Source organism: Bacillus sp. A260, assembly GCF_009861435.1.
Classification (GTDB): domain Bacteria; phylum Bacillota; class Bacilli; order Bacillales; family Bacillaceae_G; genus Bacillus_A; species Bacillus_A cereus.
The window spans coordinates 4832090-4850967 of record NZ_CP046398.1; the positions used below are offsets into that span (position 1 = coordinate 4832090).

The window sequence follows — 18878 nt, forward strand, 5'->3', positions numbered from 1 at the left end:
CTCCAATGTTTCGTAATTATTTAGCGAAACATTGGCGTATACGGACCGACCTCGTCATTCTCTTCACTTGATTCTTGTCTACGTACAGAACGAATCATTCCATATTTATAAAAAATAGAAAATAGCGGTACATTTCCCGCACTATCTTCACATGTATCAACTAACGCAAAAGCTCTTTGTCTACCGCTTGATGCTTGTTGACGCACAAAGCGAGAAACATTAGCAAGGAAGAAAACTTCTAATAAACAAAGTGCCGTCGTTACAAACGATATATATAGAATTGCATCCTGCAATAAAAATTCCATCGCTTCACATCCTTAATAAGGTCATTTTAGCACATCGGGCAAATATTCTCTATTTCCTTTTATTTTCAAAAAAAGTATTTTGCATATTTTCTCAAGAAAACAATAATTAAGAAACGTTGTATTCGCTTTCTTTAGCATATTCACACACATCAATGAATAGGCTTGATTTATTAGAAATTTATAAAATTTTTGCATTATAATAAAACTATTGCCAGTTTTTGAAAAAACCTTTATTCTCTTCTTGTAATCAAAAATGAATATGGAGATGAAACATACTATGGGTCAACTAGGAGACGCCGATTACGTTCCCGACACCGCCTTTTTATCCTTCCCAGCAGCTAAAACATTTCACTTAGAATTTATGATACAGTTGGTTGTTATTTTTATAGCTTCTATTTTGTATGCAATTTCTATGAATATGTTTTTTATCCCGCATAATATGATTAGCGGTGGATTCGCTGGTGTAGGGATGATTATCGGTTATTTAATGCACTACAATATCGGTGCACTTATCTTTTTACTAAACATTCCTCTTCTTATTTTAAGTCACTTTTACTTAGGCAAGAAGACAACCTTTTTAACAGCTTACTTTGTAGCTGTGTCATCGTTAGCGATGAACATTATCCCGGTACACCAAGTTTCAGACGATATTTTACTTTCTTCTGTATTCGGTGGTGTTATCTGCGGAGCAGCTTCAGGAATTATATTCCGATTTGCTTCTTCAACAGGTGGTTTTGATGTTGTTGGATTGATTGTAGCGAAATATCGAGATGTTTCAATTGGAGCAATCATATTTGTATTCAACTTAATCTTACTTGTAGCAGCAGGTTTTATTTTCGGATGGGATATTACACTTTATACGTTAATTAGTCGATTTGTAGTCAGCAAAGTTATCGACGCTGTGCATACGAAACATATTAAATTAACGATAATGACTATTACAGAAAAAGGCGAGGAAATAAAAAGCGCACTACTACATCACGGCATACGCGGGGTGACAATGGTAGACGCTGTCGGCGGCTATACAAACCATAAGAAAAAAATGATTTACACTGTCGTGACTCGCTATGAGTTAGGCGAAATGAAACGTATTATCCGTCAAGTGGATAACAAAGCATTTATGAACATTACTGAAACAGTTGAAATTGTCGGCCGTTTCAAACGCATATAAAAAGGTTAATAAATTAAAGGGCATAACATATTAGTCATATATAATATGTTATGCCCTTTGTTATTCAACTAACGTACCTTTTAGCATAATAAAATCACTAAGTTTATTACTACAAATCGGAGGATAGCATTCCATATACAATACTATCTGTCCATTCATCTTTATTCCAAAAATCTTGTATGAAATGGGCTTCCTTTCTCATACCTATTCGTTCACACAATTTTTGTGAAGCCGTATTACGTGCATCAAGATTAGCCTGTATACGATGTACATTACATTCATTAAATAATTTCAATACCAAACTACTTACTGCTTCTGTCGCCAAACCTCTCCCAGCTACTTCATTTGAAAAACTATAACCAATCTCAACAGTGTCTTTCATATTTGTGTACCATACGGATAAATCACCAACTACTTTAGTTTTGTATATAACTGCCAAACTTAATATTGTTTCTTTAGTAAGTACATGATTTGCTATCTTCTTATTAAATCTTTTCTGCATGTCTTCATGAGTCCACTTATTATGTAATAGGAACTTACATGTATCATCACTATTATAAATAGCAAATACATCCTGTAAATCAGTACTCTTAAAAGGTCTAATTATTAATCTTTCTGTTGTGAACTCCAAGTTAGCTCTCCTCCCTTACATTCATGCTATAAAACATTTTTTATAGTATTTAAGCCTCATTCTTAGATCTCACCTTGATTACATATTTCATCATAATAAATTAAAATCCTTCTTCCACTAAACTGCACCGTTAATGGTATTTCCTTGCGCTTTTTATTTTTTACACTTATTACAAAATCAGATAATTCTATTATTATGTCCCTAAATGTGTTATAATGAAAGCAGACTCACAAAAAAAGAGTATATAGACTTGGAAGTTTCTCTTATTTTACAAGCAAAAAGAAACGAGCAGTCGGGTATATTTCAGACACCATACACGTAACGGCTTAAACAACCGATCATCTTAGTTACTCTTCAATGATCTTTTTATAAAAAGATACGTACAATTAAAACTCACTTCAATATACTATACCTACCTTTTTGACTTCCAAATCATCTTATTACATAAGGAGATGAACATATGAATCAATATATACGATATACAATAGCTGTCCTGTTTGCTATTATCGGCGGAACAATCTGCTTCTGGACAAACACTCAGCTTGGAGAGAATATCATCTTTAATGGAATCGAAACACTTGTAAGCGCTTCAATTTTAGGCGGATACATTTACTTCCTCTTCAATCCAGAAGAAAACGCTCAAAAAACAATGTTATTAACAATGATCGGAATCGTTGGTGGATGTATTTCCTACTCAATGACAAACTATACATTACCACTTCAATTAAGCTCAGCTTTCTTCCACGGTCTATGGACTTGGTTCATTGCATTCTGCTTAGCAGACGTATTCAACCTATTACAAGACAATGAAGAAGATAGCGGTCGCCAAATTGAAAGTAACTCTTAAGCTGGAAGATACTCTTCCAGCTTTTTTATGTTGGTTTGCATACCCCGCATCACGATAAAAAGAAGTTGCCCTCACGGCAACTTCTTTTCCATATACCCCACTTCGTATTCACTAAAATATATCAACGATTTTTCAAATATATCGATCGTTTCTCCACTTATATCAACGATTTTTTCATTATATCGACGCTTCGACACAAGATATCGATTTACCGACAACCTTCGACACTCAAAACGCACAACATACCCTATCCACCAAGCAATTTACTGCCGAACTCTACGATTAAAAAGATAATTAATAAGATCGCGAGTATCTTTAATGCTACATATGCCACTTTAAAAACAGCATAAATGAGCAAGACGATTAAAATAATCGTTAAAATTTCCATCTAGAATTCCTCCAAGCTTTGCTCTTCTTATCTCATTTTACTCGTCCTAGGCTGTTTATGGAACGGCATAAGATGACATAGAAAAAAGAGGATACCTCACCCATCGTAAGATACCCTCTCTTTCAGCTGCTCAAACCATTCTCTTTCTACTTGTAAATATCCCATCTCACTCTTCTCGGCGCTCTTTAATTCTTGATCGGCTTTCTTCATATAAGTACGGGACGCTTCCATATTACCCTCTACATATCTAATAATTCCTTGTGTACGGTAATATCCACTTAGGTCCATTTTTGTAATAGCCTTTGCATGTTCCTTTGCTTCTTGCAAAGAAAGACTATCCATCTGATAAAGGGCTTTATATAAAAGGTACCAACTATGAAAACTACTAACGAAAAACTTATTTTCTTTCGTTACAGGTAGTTGAACAATTCGTTCTATATACGGTATCGCTCTTTCCATTCCCTCTTGATCTGCACGAGCAAAAAAGACGAGCATAAGTCTACTCATTATCTCTCTTATCCCTTTATTCTCTTTTATTTTCTCCTCACTCAATTCTACTAACCTTTCATCCCAATCTTTCGGTCTTTTATAACTAAATAACTCACTCGATATTTGAATCTCATATAAGTGATTTCTAGCTCTTTCATCATCTTTAATTAAAATAAGAAATTGCATCCCATCACTCATAAGCATCCCTTTTATCGGCACAATTGTAACCGCAAAGATTGCAAAATGGAAAAAGGAAAAATATAAAAGATATTGATAATAACTCACCATATATATGTAACCGGAAGTAATACCAAATAGTAAACTCGTAATCGGTCCACCTAAAGTGAGCCACGCCCACTTTTTCGAAAGATTCGGTGTCTCTATAGAAGGTGGTACTAGTGTTGCAACGCCTCCAAAGTAAGCCCACAATTTATTTTCTCGAATGCGTAATTTTCCCTTTTCTTTTTGAATAGTAATGGGTCCTACTGTCATAAATTTAAATGTCAAACCACCTATTACACCAAATACTACATGTCCTAGCTCATGAATGGCTAACACTAACAATGAAATTCCAACTATTGCCCATAAGTTCAAAATTACTTCTAATTTCCCAGTTCGGATTACTCCGTATAAAATGGACAGAATTAGCGCCACTGTCATTGAGCCAGCTGGCCTTCTTAAAATATCCACCTTTTTCTCCCCTTAATAAATCATTTTTCTTTGCATTTCGTACATGAACTTCCCGAGATGCAATATCCAAATAAATGAGATTAAGCCAATTAATACAAAATCGATATCACTAGCAGCTGTATATATAACGGCAGCCCACCATACATATGCCAATATTGTATTCGTAAATTCATACGCTTTATATCCAGCCTCATGCACAATGTGCTTTAATCCTTCATCTGCGTTTTTCGTCCACATTTTCATAGATTCCATATACGTTACACCTTGTTCAGGATATAGCTTATTATAACGATTTTTTGTTATAAGTCCGATAATTACTACAGTAGTTAAACAAACAATAGAAGCTACTAAATTCCACACCGCAAATGAAACATTTGTATCCTGCAACAGTGCACGTCTACATGTAATAACTGCATATACAAACCATGCCTGCGTAACTATATCGCCTACACGTAAATATATACTTATAATGCCTAATTTTCTGCCTTGTACGCTCTCTTCTTCATCGCGTGCCTCTGCTAACATACGTGTATTCTTCCAAGTATAGTACATCATTAAGATTCCAAAAATAGTACATATACCTATAAATGTATTGGATGATAATTTTCTCGGTTCATCCGAGAGTAAATTTAAAGCTATATAAGACGTTAAAAAGCCACCCATCATACTTAATGCTATTTTCCCCACAGAATCAAATTGTTTTTTTCGTTTACTCTTCATCGTCCTCTTCCCCCTCTACTAACGTAAATATTTCCTCCACCGGTACATTGAAAATTTGTGCGATTTTTAACGACAATACGATAGATGGTGCATAATCCCCGCGCTCAATTAAACTAATCGTTTGCCGTGATGATCCAATCGCTTTCCCTAAATCCCCTTGTGATAAACGATGCTTTGCTCGCAATTCCCTCACTCGATTTTGAAGCTTCATGTCTTCCCTCTTTTTCATTTATTTAATTAAAATTGTAAATAATATCCTTATCTTTGTCAATTATAATTGTCATTACGACTATAATAATTGACAAGATACTTATTTCTTATCCTGTATCAAATTCCTATAAAGAATGTAAAATGCGCATTAAACATAGTCTTGAAAATAAAAAAGTCAGTGCTTTTGCACTGACTTCCTAAATTCTGACATAGAATGGATTTCATATTAACTTGCGTTTTGTAGTAATACTCGTTTTAACTGCTTACGGAAACGAATACCTAACGTAACCGCTACAATCACAATAACTCCAAAAATGATTTTACCGATATGACCTTCTAGCACTCCAAAGATATCATGTAAGTTTCCACCTAACCAGTAACCACCGATTAAGAAGAATGATACCCAAAATAGAGCACCTGAATAAATTGTAATGGCAAAACGACGGAATGGTAAATTAATAATTCCTGCAAAGTATCCTGTGAAATGACGTACACCAGGAATAAAGAAACCAATAAAAATTAAGAAGTACCCATACTTATCAAACCACATTCTCGTTAAGTCAATTTTTCTTTGCGTTAAAAATACGTATTTCCCATACTTTTGAATGAAAGGCATACCTAATTTATTTCCTAAAAAGTATTGAATCGTCATTCCTACACTTGTCCCAATAAAGGATAGAATAATTAAAATCGGTAAACTTAAATCACCCTTATGTGCTAAAAATCCCGCATATGCTAACGTTGGCTCTCCCGGAAACGGAAGTGCAATATATTCTAACAGCAAGCCGACAAGTACAACATAGTACCCGTATTGCTGAAATAATTCATGAATCCATTCCATGTCATCTCTCCTTTCAATCACGTACAACTTCTTACTATTATTGTATAAAAAAATTGTCGAAATAACTATCACAATAGCTTACATTTTTATTACATTTTTGTAAGGGTCACACTAGTGATTTTCGTTCTTTATTAAATAGTAAAAATCATTTTTCAAGTCGAAATAGCGAAAAGGCGCATTAATAACATGCAGATTTTATCCATTTTTTAGCACTAAAAACCTCTCTTATTTTGTTCTCAATAAAAAACCATCACAAACTCATACTAACTTCATATTAGCTTCATATATGTATTGTAAGATTATATCGGAATTTGTTGAAAAATTTAACCAATATATGACTAAGCATTAATTTGAATAAATATAAGTCGTTTTTCGAAATTGAAAAAAGGGTGAATACGAAATGGAAGCATATAAAATGCACGATTTTATTAATACAAATGTTGAATCTCATCAAAATGAAACCGTTTTTAATTTACAAATATGTGAAACAAGTGAATTTGACGTAAGTTTAACAAAATCTACAACACTATCTTTTATCGTTTCAAAAAAGAATATTAAAATTGTCACGAAAAAATGGATTAATTCAAATCAAGAAAGCATGATTGGCAAAAGCTACATCATTCCAACAAAAGCTTTTCATTATTTCTTACCAATCATCTCTGAAAATGAAGATGAGCTAAATATTCAAGTTCAAAGTTTTGGACTACGTGGTGAGCTTTTATTAAATGAAAGATTACTTATTGATAACAACAACAAACACAACAGCAAAATCACTACATTCTTTGAAACATTAGATGAAAATGTAAATAAAGCATTACGAGGATTACAACTTCATTGTATGTAAGACTCTTACGATAGTAAAAGGAGAATAACAATGAAAAAATTATTATTAAGCGCACTATTATCATTAGGATTTTTAACTCTTCCATTCTCTAGCGCAGAGGCAGCTACAACGAAAGATCAATTAATCGTAGACACTCAGTTAAATAAAATGGATTATTATCAGGATGGAAAATTTATAAAAAGTTTTACTGTCGCTACTGGAAAAGCTGCAACACCTACACCTAAAGGCACTTTTCAAATCGTAAATAAAATTAAAAATCGCCCTTATTATACAGGCAAAATTAAAGGCGGCGATCCACGTAATCCACTTGGTGACCGTTGGCTCGGATTAAATATGGCAGGAACTTACGGAACAACTTATGCGATTCACGGAACTAACAATAATCAAGCAATCGGTAAATGGACAACACTTGGTTGTATTCGTATGTATAACAATGATATACACTGGTTATTTGAGCGCGTTCAGCAGCAAGCTACTGTCACTGTAAAATAGCCTAAAAACAAGATTTATGTGTAGCCAAGAATTTTATGTCTTGGCTTATTTTATTTATTCATTTACAGTAGCAAAACAACTGTATTTACATATATAATAGGAATAGATTTGATTAGCTAATATTTAAACATTGATAAACGTAGATATTAAAATTATACAGTTATAATGTTTTATAAATTTTATAATACATACTATAATAGAACTACTGTAATTCTGAACTATTCAGTAACACTAAACTATTCCCCTTGCTACCTTCATGATTATTTTATAGCGGGGGCTTATTATATGTATAAACAATCTGAGTCACTCGAAAAATGATGAATTCGAATATTGCAGTAAAAAGCGTTATTTAGGAGGTGTTACTATGACGCATATACTGGTGATTGAAGACAACCCAGATATACAAGAACTTATTCGTGAATTTCTAATGGCACAAAACTTTACAGTTGATGTAGTTGGTGCTGGAACAGAAGGTATTCTTCTTTTCCAAAAAAATTCATACGATCTTGTCCTCCTCGATGTAATGTTACCAGATATAGATGGCTATAGTATTTGTAAAATTATGCGAGGACAATCTGATGTACCAATCATTATGTTAACAGGCTTACATAATGAAGAAAGTGAAATTAAAGGATTTGAGTTAGGTATTGATGACTATATTACGAAACCGTTCCATTATACTGTATTTATTAAGCGTGTAGAGGCTGTATTAAGAAGGGCAGCAACGAAGGAAGCAGAAGCTGCAACTATACTACAATTCCATGAATTGATGTTAAACTCTACAGCATATGCAGCTTATGTTCATGGTAATCAAATTGAATTGACAACAAAAGAATTTGAAATTATTTATACTTTACTGCAAAATCGAGGAAAAGTATTATCAAGAAGTGATTTGTTGAATAAGGTATGGGGCTATGAACATTATGGTGATGTAAGAGTTATAGATACACATATTAAAAACTTAAGAAAAAAATTAGGAATTCCTTATATTAAAACGGTGAAAGGCATTGGCTACAAAATCGAATCGTAGCAAAGACAACATCACCAAAAATATTTTCATCAAAACCTTATTATTTTGTATTCTTTTATCACTTTGTCTTTATCAAATTATTTACTTTCTAGCTTCAAACTACGATAAAGAACGTTTTGCGAAAGAAAATGGAACGCCGACTACAGAACAGGCCGATTCAGATAAGCAAAACGACGGAAGTAAAACGAAGCAAAATAAAGCTGTGTCAGAGGGGAGCATTTCTAATTTCCAATCTTCTATTATAGATTATAAATCTCTTTCTACAGCTATCAATCACCTTTTGCAGCCTAGCCAAACTGTAAAGGCAAAAGAACATACACAAAATCTTTCGGGGAAAAATAGCACTTCTAATCCGCCTACAGAAGCAGAAAAGAAAGCCGCTAATAATGATGCCTTACATACACAAAATGCAGCAAGTAAAACAAATGATACAAATGATAATCCAAAGTTAGCAGATGCGTTGCAGCAATTAGCTCCACATATTGGCGCGACAATGCTTGCATTATCACTACTCGGATCTTTAATTTATACAAAACTAATTGCCAAACCTTTTCAATATATGAGCGATGCTTTAAAAGATATTATGAATCTTGATTTCTCAGATAAAAAGCTACTTAACAAAAATACAGATCAAACAGATTTTAATTTGCAAGTAGCTGCTTCACAAGTACCAAATATTGTAAAGAATTTACATGCAAGCAATCAAGATTTAAGAAACGAGCTCAAGAAGGAACAACAATTAGAACAATCTCGTAAAGAATTTATGTCTATGGTATCCCATGAATTAAAAACACCAATCGCAGCCGTTATGGGACAACTAGATGGCATGATTCACGGAATTGGAGCTTATAAAGATAGAGATAAGTATTTGAAACGTTCCTACGAGATGATGCAAGACATTAACATATTAACGGAAAAAATGTCGGAATTATCCAAAATACAAAACCCTCAATTTAAACCTAATTTAGAAGTCATTTCTTTATCTAATATTATTGAGGATGTTATGAAGAAAGTAGATTACTTTGTATCTGTAAAACAATTAAATGTACAATCTAATATTAAACACGACGTACAAATTTTAGCTGATCCTAAATTTATTCAAACTGCTATTTTTAACATTATTTCAAATGCAATTCATTATACAATTGACCATCAGCACGTATATATAAAGCTTTATGAAAAACCAAATGGTTACGCATTAGAAGTATTAAATACAGGTTCACAAATTGATGAAGATAAACTTGCTCATTTATTTGAGCCTTTCTATCGCGCAAACCCTGATAAACACGGTTTAGTACAAGGTAGTGGTCTTGGATTATATATCGTGAAACAAATATTAGATAAACATCAGTTTCCTTACGGGATACAAAACACGCCTCAAGGTGTAAAATGTTCTATTGTATTCCCAAAAGCAATGTAAAAACCTACTACAATTTCATACCCCAAATTCATACTTCGTATGAGTGGCGGAATTTTGTAGAGTATATGACTCTGTTTCGTTCGCCCGTTATCCTTATTTGGATAGCGGGCGTTTTTTATTATTTAAAAGGAGGATTTTTTATGGAAAAGTTTAAATATTCATTGCTCGTTTTATTCGGTGCTTGCAGCTATGGCATACTTTCAACTATTTTCAAACTCGGATTCATAAATGGATTTTCAGCACATCAACTATTAGGGGGACAATATGTCTTCGGATGGATTGGACTATTTCTACTCGTTCTTTTCTTTTCACGTCATAAAGTAACAAAAAAACAATTCTTTTCCTTACTAACCGTCGGAACAACAATGAGTATGACCGGGATTTTCTACGCTATTTCTGTAGAAGAACTACCCGCATCTATCGCTGTCGTCCTACTCTTTCAGTTCACTTGGATTGGTGTCATTATCGAAGCAATTGCAAATCGAACATTTCCAAGCCGCGATAAGATTATATCTATCCTTATTTTATTTGCTGGTACATTGTTTGCAGGTGGTGTATTTGAAGGCCTCGGACAAAGTTTTTCTACGAAAGGGATTATCTTTGGACTATTAGCTGCTGTCTCTTTTTCATTCTATGTTTTTGCAAGCGGGCGCGTCGCTACGGATGTTCCGCCTTATACGAAAAGCTTCCTTATGACAACAAGCGCTACTCTTATCGTATGCCTATTCTTTCCGCCAACCTTTTTAACAGACGGTGCTTTGCAAGCCGGTCTATGGAAATATGCTTTCTTCCTCGGATTATTCGGCGTTGTTGTACCTGTCATTTGTTTTTCAATCGGTGTACCAAAGGTTGGAACAGGGCTTGGTACAATATTAGGTGCAGCTGAATTACCAACTGCTATTATTGCTTCTATTACACTTGTACATGAAGTCGTAACGTTCATGCAGTGGATTGGAATTATTTTCATATTAGTTGGGATCTTCACTCCTCAGCTGCTTACGGCTAGGAAAAAAAGGAAACAAAATCGCGTGTATAGCGCTTGAAAAAATACAGAATTTATATAAAAGATATAACTGCAATTAAAATAAGTAAATTTATCTGGAGGTATAAATGACTATTTTAAGCATCGTATTTTTTGCTATTATGTGTATCTTCTTCCTAATAAGATATATGAAAGAAAAGAAATTTTACGATTTACTTCTCATTCCCGTTTGTATATATGCAGGAGCAGTGAAAACTCCTTTCGTAGAGTACTTAAACTTTAATACTACATTTAAAATAACGTATGATATTGCAGCTATTATTCTTGTAATCCTTGCTGTACTTTTCTTTTTGAAAGATAAGAAAGAGAATCATACTGCATAACAAAAGACCTTTCATTTACTTGAAAGGTCTTTTTCTCTATCTCATTTTACCGCTCCATACAGCTTCTCTATCTCATGCTCAATTTGTTTTACATCGATTCGCTCAAATAATGGCTGTACGCTATCAATTCTACTTGGCAACGTATTTTGCGGTTCCCAATTTCGTTTCACAATCGACAATGTGTTTCGAACTCTTTCACTTGAAAATGGTAAAAACGGTTCAAGGAGATTTGCAAAATTAGCGATAAGATACACACAGTTATAAATCGTTTCTTCACATGAAACTGGATCATCTTCTCTTTGTTTCCAAGGCTGCTTTTCATCAAAGTATTTATTTGCAAAACGTACTGCATCAAATATTGTTTCTAGCGCCACCTTAAATTTAGTTTGCTCAATCGCCTCTCCTACACGCTTATATAATCCTTCTACTTTATCTTTCAGCTCTACCTCAATGCTTCCCTTCGGCACGATACCACCATAATATTTTTCGATAAACTTTAATGTCCGGTTCACAAAGTTCCCGTATGCACCTAATAATTCACTATTATGACTGTAAATAAATTCCCGCCATGAAAAATCAGTATCGCGATTTTCTGGTGCGTTGACGGTTAAAAAGTAACGAATAGAATCTGGATCATAGCGTTCTAATATGTCAGGCACCCATACTGCCCAGTTTTTACTTGTAGATAATTTTCTTTTTTCAACTGTTAAATATTCATTCGAAACGATATGACGCGGGATTGCTTCCTCCCCTATTCCAAGTAATACCGCTGGCCAAATGACGGAATGAAACGGAATATTATCCTTTCCGTGCACATAATATGTTTTCGCTTCGCTATCCCAAAACTCTTGATCATCTTTCCCTGTTTCTTCAGCCCAATGTTTACTCGCTGAATAATAGCCTGTCACTGCTTCAATCCATACGTAAATTTTCTTATCTTCATACCCTTCTACTGGAATTGGTACTCCAATTGGTAAATCACGTGATACGGCCCTATCTAGTAATCCTTCCTTTACATATCTCTCTGTTAGTTGAATCGCATTGTCGCGCCATGTCCCTGTTTGCTTGGCAATTTCTACAGCCCTTTTAATTTGCTCCTGAAATGTATGCAATGCGAAATAGAAATGCTCTGTTTCCTGTACAGATGGTGTACTACCACATAACTTACATTTCTTTTCTAACAAATCGAGTGGATCTAAAATAGCAGAACACGCATCGCATTGATCTCCTCTTGCTGCTTCATGGCAATGTGGACATATTCCTTCTACATAACGATCCGGTAAAAACTGCGTACACGTTTCACAATACGCTTGTTCCACTATTTTTTTATAAATATGTCCTTCTTCTAATAAACGTAAAAAAACATTTTGAACCGTTTCATGATGGTGCTCACTATCTGTACGTGTATAGCAATCATAAGTAAAACCAAGGCTACGAAAACATCGCTGGAACTCTTCATGATACTGATCAGCAATTTCCTTCGCCGTCACACCTTCTTGTTTTGCCCTAATTGCAATCGGTGTTCCATTACAATCACTTCCTGAAACATACAGCACATTCTCACCTTTTGACCGGTAATAACGTGCTAAAATATCTCCAGGTAATAAACTCGCAATATGACCAAGATGTAATGAACCATTCGCATACGGCCAAGCGCCCCCAATAAAAATACTCATCTTACATTCCTCCTTTAAAATATAAAAAGCCCCACCCCTATCTTAAAAAAGATAAGGGCGGGGCTGTATAAACAGTCGCGGTACCACCTTATTTCGCCAATTACTCACATAATTAGCCTTAACAAGTACGGAGCTCTATGCTCTTATACTGTGGTTTTGATAACGAGTACCAACTCTCGTCGCCGCCTACTATTATCATTTGATAAGTTCAGGACGAAGCTCAAAGGCCATTGTTCAAATGAATATTCTTGCTTCTTCTCAGCTACCGAAGCTCTCTGGAAAGAATGTGTTCATCCTACTTTTCCTTTTCAACGCTTTTACGTATAACAAGTATTGTACGACTTAATCACAGAAAAATCAAACTTTTATCCAGAACGAAAAGGAAATCCCATCCTCCCGCCGAATACCTATACGTTCACAAAAGGAGTGATAACATTGAACCAAAAACAACTAAGCACTATAAATGAAAAAAGCTGGAATACAGCTGCTTATGAAGCTTGGACGAATCGCCATGGGGCGCCAGAGGATTATGCAAAAAAAATTATGGAAGATCCCACACGCGAAGTAGCACATTATTTACCTTACATACAATCTCCAAAAGGAAAACGTATTATTAACTTACTCGGCTCAAAAGGAAATAAAGCTGTCGCACTTGCCCTTTTAGGCTCTGACGTAACAGTTGTTGATATTTCAGCAAGTAATGCAAAATATGCAAATGAACTTGCGGACGCAGCAGGTGTCTCTATCCAGTATGTCGTTTCTGATGTATTAAATGTGCAGCTCTCCGAATCATTTGATATCGTATTGCTGGAACTTGGTGTACTCCATTACTTTCTAGATTTAAAACCACTCTTTCAAAAAATTGCTACTTTACTTAAGCGAGATGGAATGCTTATACTTCGTGACTATCATCCTGTTTACACAAAATTATTAGGAGTCGACCACCCATCATTTCAGGCCAATGGAAATTATTTCGATGAAGAATTAATTGAAGATGATGTTGCTTATAGCATCCTTCTTACAGAAGCACAGAAAGAATCGCTACCTAAAACAACCATCCGTCGCTGGACGCTAGGAGAAATCATTACAACACTTGCGGAAGAACGTTTTAAAATCGAAAAACTAGTTGAAGAACATGGATCTCATCAAAGATGGGTCTTTCCTTCTACTGCACCAGAAGGAATCGAAGAACGTATCCCTGGTCTATATACAATAATTGCGACAGCATGCAAAAAAGGATCCCTTCACGGATAGGATCCTTTTTGCATGCTCACGCATATAAGTTGAGGTTGGAGATTACCATAATTCTGTAGAATAGGACACAAGATATTTCAACATTTCGTCTCTGACTTACGTCGTCAAAAAGGGGTATGACCAACATAACGAAGAGTAATGTTTTTAGTTGATACTGATAATCGTTATCAACTAATTAGAAGTATACATGATGTCATTTCAAATTTCAATAGCATTTCTAATATTTATTTATGAATTTTATGATATGCAAATGTATACATTTTAAGAACTTTTTCTAATACTAATCTGACTCCTTCCATTATCTGCTATAATTTTCATTGAACAGATTAATAACTTCATAATAATGTTTTTATTAATTTTGTTTTAAATATCTATAAATCATAATAAACAGTTTAAATGAGGGTAGGGGTAACGATGAAATATGTTAGTATTCGAAAAAAACTACTGTTCACACTCTTAAGCATTTCTTCTTTATTTAGTATTGCTCTTATTGTTATTCTTTCATTCGCCATGAATCAAGCAAGTGAAATCGAAACGTTAAAAAATGATGTATCAAAAAGAGCGACGATTTTAAAAGAACGTGGCGATTGGTTCCAAGCACAAGTTGCTGGTTTACAAGAATATTTGCTATCACATGATCAAAAAGGATTAGATAAGTTCAATCGAGAAGGGAAAAAATTAGCTGATACTAGAGAGAAAGTAACAAGTGACAAGAAGCTCCCAGAAGGAATGAAAGAAGCTATTTTAATGGGTGGAAAATGGCGTAGCGTCATAGATAATGAGGTACTACCTCTTGCGCGTGAAGGAAAATGGGACGAAGCATCCAAAATTGCTTTATCACAAACAGATTATGTAAATGATCTTTTAGGTCGTTTTAATAAATATACAAATGAAGAGAATGAGAAACGTGACGCATTAATTGCTGATGTCGAGTCTTCTTCATCACTTATTCAATATATTATTTTCTTCTCACTTATTACATGTACATTAACGTCTATCTTATTAGCATGGTGGTTCTCTGGTAAACTCGTTAAACCAATTCGACAAATTGATGAGAAGTTAAAAGAATTAGCTTCTCAAGACGGAGATTTAACGGCTAGATTACACGTAACAAGTAAAGATGAAATTGGTGACATTGCAAATTCCTTTAATCAAATGCTCACTAACTTACAGCATATAATAAAACAAGTTCAACAAACATCAACAAGTGTAAAAGAAGCTTCCGAAAATGTATTTATCGAAACAACCGCTTCTATGGAAAATACCGCAAGAACCCAAGAAACTATGAATGCTCTTGAACACAATATTCGTTCACAAGTTTCTAGCATTGAAGAAAGTTCAACCGCAATGGATGACATGGCAACGAGTGTTCAGCGTATCGCTGAGTCCGCCTCTTCTGTTACTAGTTTAGCTGTCACAACTTCAGAAAAAGCAGATGATGGGAATAAAGTCATTGAGAAATCTATTACACAAATGCATACAATTAACGAAGCTGTTAACGCTACATCACAAGTAGTTGAGCGGCTCATTACACATACAAATCATATAGATACTGCACTTCAATCTATTTCAAATATCGCCGACCAAACAAATTTACTTGCTTTAAATGCTTCTATTGAAGCAGCTCGTGCTGGTGAACACGGCAAAGGATTCGCTGTTGTTGCCGATGAAGTTCGAAAACTTGCTGAACAATCTCAACTAGCCGCAACTGACATTAACCATTTACTTCATCAAATTCAATCTGATACAAAAATAGCAAATGATATGATGACACAAGGTCAAGCAGAAGCTTCTGAAGGAATTACGGTTATTCGTACCGCCGGATCTTCATTCTCAGAAATTGTTAACCACATTAACAAAGTCTCTACACAAATGCAAGAAATGTCTGCAACTGCTGAAGAGATGGCTGCAAGCTCTGAAGAAATGAACGCAGCTTTAAATAATATCGCTTCTATTTCAAACGAAGTTGCTGCAGAAACATCACAAACAGCGCATTCGGCTGGTGATCAAGTAAACAAAATGAGTATCGTGGCTAACAAATCATCTGAAATGAAAACAATCGTACAAGAACTTGAAGTTCTCGTCTCTCATTTCAAAACAAACGCTTAAAGTGAAAATGACACGAGCTCAAAGGTATAGGAATGAAAGTTTTACAGTCTCTCTTTTTTCACTTTAAAATATCTCTTTCTATCTCTCATTCCGTCTGCTATAATTCCTAAAGGAAATAAGAAAGCTTTATTCCAACTGGAGTAAAGCTTTCTTTCAATTTTTTACATTTATTAATTCTAATACTAAGATTTCACAAAGGAGGCTTTTAATTATATGAATTTTGTAAGTATCAGAAAAAAACTTATGTTCATGATGGGAACGATTTGCGCTTTATTTGGTGTCGCCTTAGCATTTATTTTATTTTTTGCTATCGACCAATCTCGTAAAGCTGAAACATTACAAAAAGAAATTTCTCCACTGGCAACAGAATTGAAAGAGCGTGGAGACGCTTATCAAGTACAGCTCTCTGCTTTAAGAGGTTATTTACTACAACATGATCAAGTCGAATTAGACAAGTTTAATGAGATGAGTAAACGTCTTGAGGATTCAAAAGATAAACTTCTTTCTAATCCAAATCTTTCTTCGTCCGTAAAAAGCACAATGGAATTAGGGTCTACTTGGAGAAAGTTCATTGAAGAAAAAGTATTCACTCTTGCAAAAGAACAAAAATGGGAAGAAGCTTTACAAGTAGCTTCTTCAGAAAACGGAACGGTCTATAAAGTAATTGGTGACTTCACAAATTACAGTAATGAACAAGCTAAATTACGTGAACAATCTATTGAAAAAATTGATCAATCTGCACTCTTAATCGAATATGTTATTTTCTTATCACTTGTTGTATGTATTATCGTTGCAATTATTCTTGCATGGTGGTTCTCTGGTAAACTGGTGAAACCAATTCAACAAATTGACACGAAACTAAAAGAATTGGCCTCTCAAGAAGGTGACTTAACGGCACGTCTACAAGTAAATAGCAACGATGAAATAGGTGCTATCGCAACATCATTTAATAAAATGTTAGAAAACCTACAACATATTATTAATCGTGTTCAAAAAACATCAGTGGAAGTACAAACCGCTTCTGAAAATATGCTAGAAAAAACGAATACATCACGTGAGGCGACATTAAGAGTCCAAAGCTCGATGTCCAACTTAAATGCAAGTATTCAATCACAAACTTCTAGTATGGAAGAAAGTTCAACTGCAATGGATGATATGGCAGTAAGTGTTCAGCGCATTGCTGAATCTGCTTCATCTGTAGCGGAACTTGCTGTTGCCACATCTGAACATGCTAGCGATGGCAGTACCGTTATCCAAAAATCTGTTTCACAAATGACAACAATACACGAAGCTGTAAATGCTACGTCAGAAGTGGTTGAACGTCTAATCACTCATACGAAATATATTGATACTGCTGTACAATCTATTTCTAATATTGCTGAGCAAACAAACTTACTTGCTTTAAATGCTTCTATTGAGGCAGCTCGTGCTGGTGAGCAAGGAAAAGGATTTGCTGTCGTAGCTGACGAAGTTCGAAAACTTGCTGAACAATCTAAAACAGCTGCAACAGACATTAATCAATTACTACATCAAATTCAAAATGATACAGAAACTGCTAGCTCTATGATGTCTCAAGGCCGTTCTGAAGCATTTGAAGGTATCAATGTTATTCGTGAAGCTGGTACTTCTTTCACAACAATTGTAGAACAAGTAAATAAAGTATCTACTCAAATGCAAGATATATCAGCAACTGCTGAAGAAATGGCTGCAAGTGCTGAAGAAATGAACGCTTCACTTAATAACATCGCTTCTATCTCTACTGAAGTATCGAGCGAAACTGCCGCAACGGCACAATCTGCTGAACAGAAAGTTATTGTTATGAATGAAATGGCAGTAACTGCTGGAAAAATGAAACAAACAGTTGAAGAGTTAGATCAACTCGTATCTCATTTTAAAACAGAATAGATGTTCAAAAAATATCCCTTCTTTGAAAGAGGGATATTTTTTTGAGCTCATTTCCTGCACATTATGCTCATTTCCGTTATAATGAGAATCGATATCATTAAAGTGTAGGAGGGGCTGCTTATGTCACAAGAAGCATTTGAAAATAAATTACTTGCCAATTTAGAGGCTGTTATTGACCCTGAACTAGGTGTTGATATCGTTAATCTTGGATTAGTTTATGATGTTACAGCAGATGAAAATAATAATGCTGTCATTACGATGACTATGACTTCTATCGGTTGTCCAATGGCTGGGCAAATCGTATCAGACGTTAAAAAAGTATTATCAACGAACGTACCTGAAGTTAATGAAATAGAAGTAAATGTCGTTTGGAATCCACCGTGGTCGAAAGAACGTATGTCACGTATGGCGAAAATCGCATTAGGCATTCGCGACTAAATAAAGTGGAAATTTCATCATTTGCGGATAGCGGGATAAAGAAAAGACCTGAC

The 18878-nt window shown here is 34.7% G+C and carries 20 protein-coding genes and 1 other annotated feature; of the genes, 12 read left to right on the forward strand and 8 right to left on the reverse strand.

Annotated features, from left to right (window positions below; translation table 11 throughout):
• Positions 1–20: 20 nt before the first annotated feature.
• Positions 21–305 (reverse strand): hypothetical protein, encoded by a 285-nt coding sequence (locus GD442_RS24645; protein WP_000394930.1) that lies wholly within the window; start codon positions 303–305, stop codon positions 21–23.
• Between the two features lie 277 nt (positions 306–582).
• On the opposite strand from GD442_RS24645, the gene GD442_RS24650 reads away from it, so the two are divergent.
• Entirely contained in the window at positions 583–1476 is an 894-nt protein-coding gene (locus tag GD442_RS24650) for a YitT family protein (RefSeq protein WP_000530044.1), read from the forward strand.
• Positions 1477–1585: 109 nt separating this feature from the next.
• Here the strand turns inward: GD442_RS24650 and GD442_RS24655 are convergent, their stop codons facing one another.
• The gene (locus GD442_RS24655) at positions 1586–2107 is read right to left on the reverse strand and encodes a GNAT family N-acetyltransferase (RefSeq protein ID WP_000397298.1); all 522 of its coding nucleotides are present in this window, start codon (positions 2105–2107) and stop codon (positions 1586–1588) included.
• A 460-nt stretch (positions 2108–2567) separates the two neighbouring features.
• Between GD442_RS24655 and GD442_RS24660 the strand changes: the two genes are divergently transcribed.
• Positions 2568–2954, forward strand: coding sequence for a DUF3938 domain-containing protein (locus GD442_RS24660; protein WP_001077773.1), 387 nt, complete (start codon positions 2568–2570; stop codon positions 2952–2954).
• A 247-nt stretch (positions 2955–3201) separates the two neighbouring features.
• Here the strand turns inward: GD442_RS24660 and GD442_RS24665 are convergent, their stop codons facing one another.
• The 5 genes from GD442_RS24665 to GD442_RS24685 all read right to left on the reverse strand — a co-directional run bounded on the left by GD442_RS24665 (position 3202) and on the right by GD442_RS24685 (position 6292).
• On the reverse strand, positions 3202–3342 hold the full coding sequence (locus GD442_RS24665) for a DUF3985 family protein (protein ID WP_000404782.1): 141 nt from the start codon (positions 3340–3342) through the stop codon (positions 3202–3204).
• A gap of 96 nt (positions 3343–3438) precedes the next feature.
• Positions 3439–4491, reverse strand: a complete 1053-nt coding sequence (locus tag GD442_RS24670) for a zinc metalloprotease (RefSeq protein WP_002182986.1) — start codon at positions 4489–4491, stop codon at positions 3439–3441.
• Positions 4492–4533: 42 nt separating this feature from the next.
• Positions 4534–5241, reverse strand: a complete 708-nt coding sequence (locus GD442_RS24675) for a DUF3169 family protein (RefSeq protein ID WP_000837717.1) — start codon at positions 5239–5241, stop codon at positions 4534–4536.
• Complete coding sequence (locus GD442_RS24680; RefSeq protein ID WP_000776168.1) at positions 5231–5452, reverse strand: helix-turn-helix transcriptional regulator; 222 nt, start codon at positions 5450–5452, stop codon at positions 5231–5233. The genes GD442_RS24675 and GD442_RS24680 overlap by 11 nt, the downstream gene beginning before the upstream one ends.
• A 225-nt stretch (positions 5453–5677) precedes the next feature.
• Entirely contained in the window at positions 5678–6292 is a 615-nt protein-coding gene (locus GD442_RS24685; protein ID WP_000454754.1) for a DedA family protein, read from the reverse strand.
• 400 nt (positions 6293–6692) lie between these two features.
• Here GD442_RS24685 and GD442_RS24690 point away from each other — a divergent pair, with 400 nt between their 5' ends.
• From GD442_RS24690 to GD442_RS24715, 6 genes are all read left to right on the forward strand, one after another.
• Entirely contained in the window at positions 6693–7136 is a 444-nt protein-coding gene (locus tag GD442_RS24690) for a DUF3978 family protein (RefSeq protein ID WP_000388769.1), read from the forward strand.
• A 30-nt stretch (positions 7137–7166) separates the two neighbouring features.
• Complete coding sequence (locus GD442_RS24695) at positions 7167–7628, forward strand: L,D-transpeptidase (RefSeq protein WP_000735063.1); 462 nt, start codon at positions 7167–7169, stop codon at positions 7626–7628.
• 364 nt (positions 7629–7992) lie between these two features.
• Complete coding sequence (locus GD442_RS24700) at positions 7993–8658, forward strand: response regulator transcription factor (protein WP_000148833.1); 666 nt, start codon at positions 7993–7995, stop codon at positions 8656–8658.
• Positions 8636–10078 carry a sensor histidine kinase gene (locus GD442_RS24705; protein ID WP_000201958.1) on the forward strand — a complete coding sequence of 481 codons (1443 nt, stop codon included), beginning with the start codon at positions 8636–8638 and terminating at the stop codon, positions 10076–10078. The genes GD442_RS24700 and GD442_RS24705 overlap by 23 nt, the downstream gene beginning before the upstream one ends.
• Positions 10079–10218: 140 nt before the next feature.
• Entirely contained in the window at positions 10219–11121 is a 903-nt protein-coding gene (locus GD442_RS24710) for an EamA family transporter (RefSeq protein ID WP_000410485.1), read from the forward strand.
• Positions 11122–11188: 67 nt separating this feature from the next.
• Positions 11189–11443: a hypothetical protein gene (locus GD442_RS24715; protein ID WP_000154129.1), complete on the forward strand. Its 255-nt coding sequence runs from the start codon at positions 11189–11191 to the stop codon at positions 11441–11443.
• Between the two features lie 41 nt (positions 11444–11484).
• Here the strand turns inward: GD442_RS24715 and metG are convergent, their stop codons facing one another.
• Entirely contained in the window at positions 11485–13119 is a 1635-nt protein-coding gene (gene metG, locus GD442_RS24720) for a methionine--tRNA ligase (RefSeq protein ID WP_000021599.1), read from the reverse strand.
• Positions 13120–13169: 50 nt separating this feature from the next.
• Positions 13170–13440, reverse strand: a binding site (T-box leader).
• A gap of 114 nt (positions 13441–13554) precedes the next feature.
• Between metG and GD442_RS24725 the strand changes: the two genes are divergently transcribed.
• The 4 genes from GD442_RS24725 to GD442_RS24740 all read left to right on the forward strand — a co-directional run bounded on the left by GD442_RS24725 (position 13555) and on the right by GD442_RS24740 (position 18825).
• The gene (locus tag GD442_RS24725) at positions 13555–14373 is read left to right on the forward strand and encodes a class I SAM-dependent methyltransferase (RefSeq protein ID WP_001072260.1); all 819 of its coding nucleotides are present in this window, start codon (positions 13555–13557) and stop codon (positions 14371–14373) included.
• Positions 14374–14787: 414 nt separating this feature from the next.
• Positions 14788–16482, forward strand: a complete 1695-nt coding sequence (locus GD442_RS24730; protein ID WP_086407882.1) for a methyl-accepting chemotaxis protein — start codon at positions 14788–14790, stop codon at positions 16480–16482.
• Positions 16483–16695: 213 nt separating this feature from the next.
• Positions 16696–18387 carry a methyl-accepting chemotaxis protein gene (locus GD442_RS24735; protein ID WP_001012211.1) on the forward strand — a complete coding sequence of 564 codons (1692 nt, stop codon included), beginning with the start codon at positions 16696–16698 and terminating at the stop codon, positions 18385–18387.
• A 120-nt stretch (positions 18388–18507) separates the two neighbouring features.
• The gene (locus GD442_RS24740; protein WP_000076422.1) at positions 18508–18825 is read left to right on the forward strand and encodes a metal-sulfur cluster assembly factor; all 318 of its coding nucleotides are present in this window, start codon (positions 18508–18510) and stop codon (positions 18823–18825) included.
• The last annotated feature ends 53 nt before the right edge of the window (positions 18826–18878 follow it).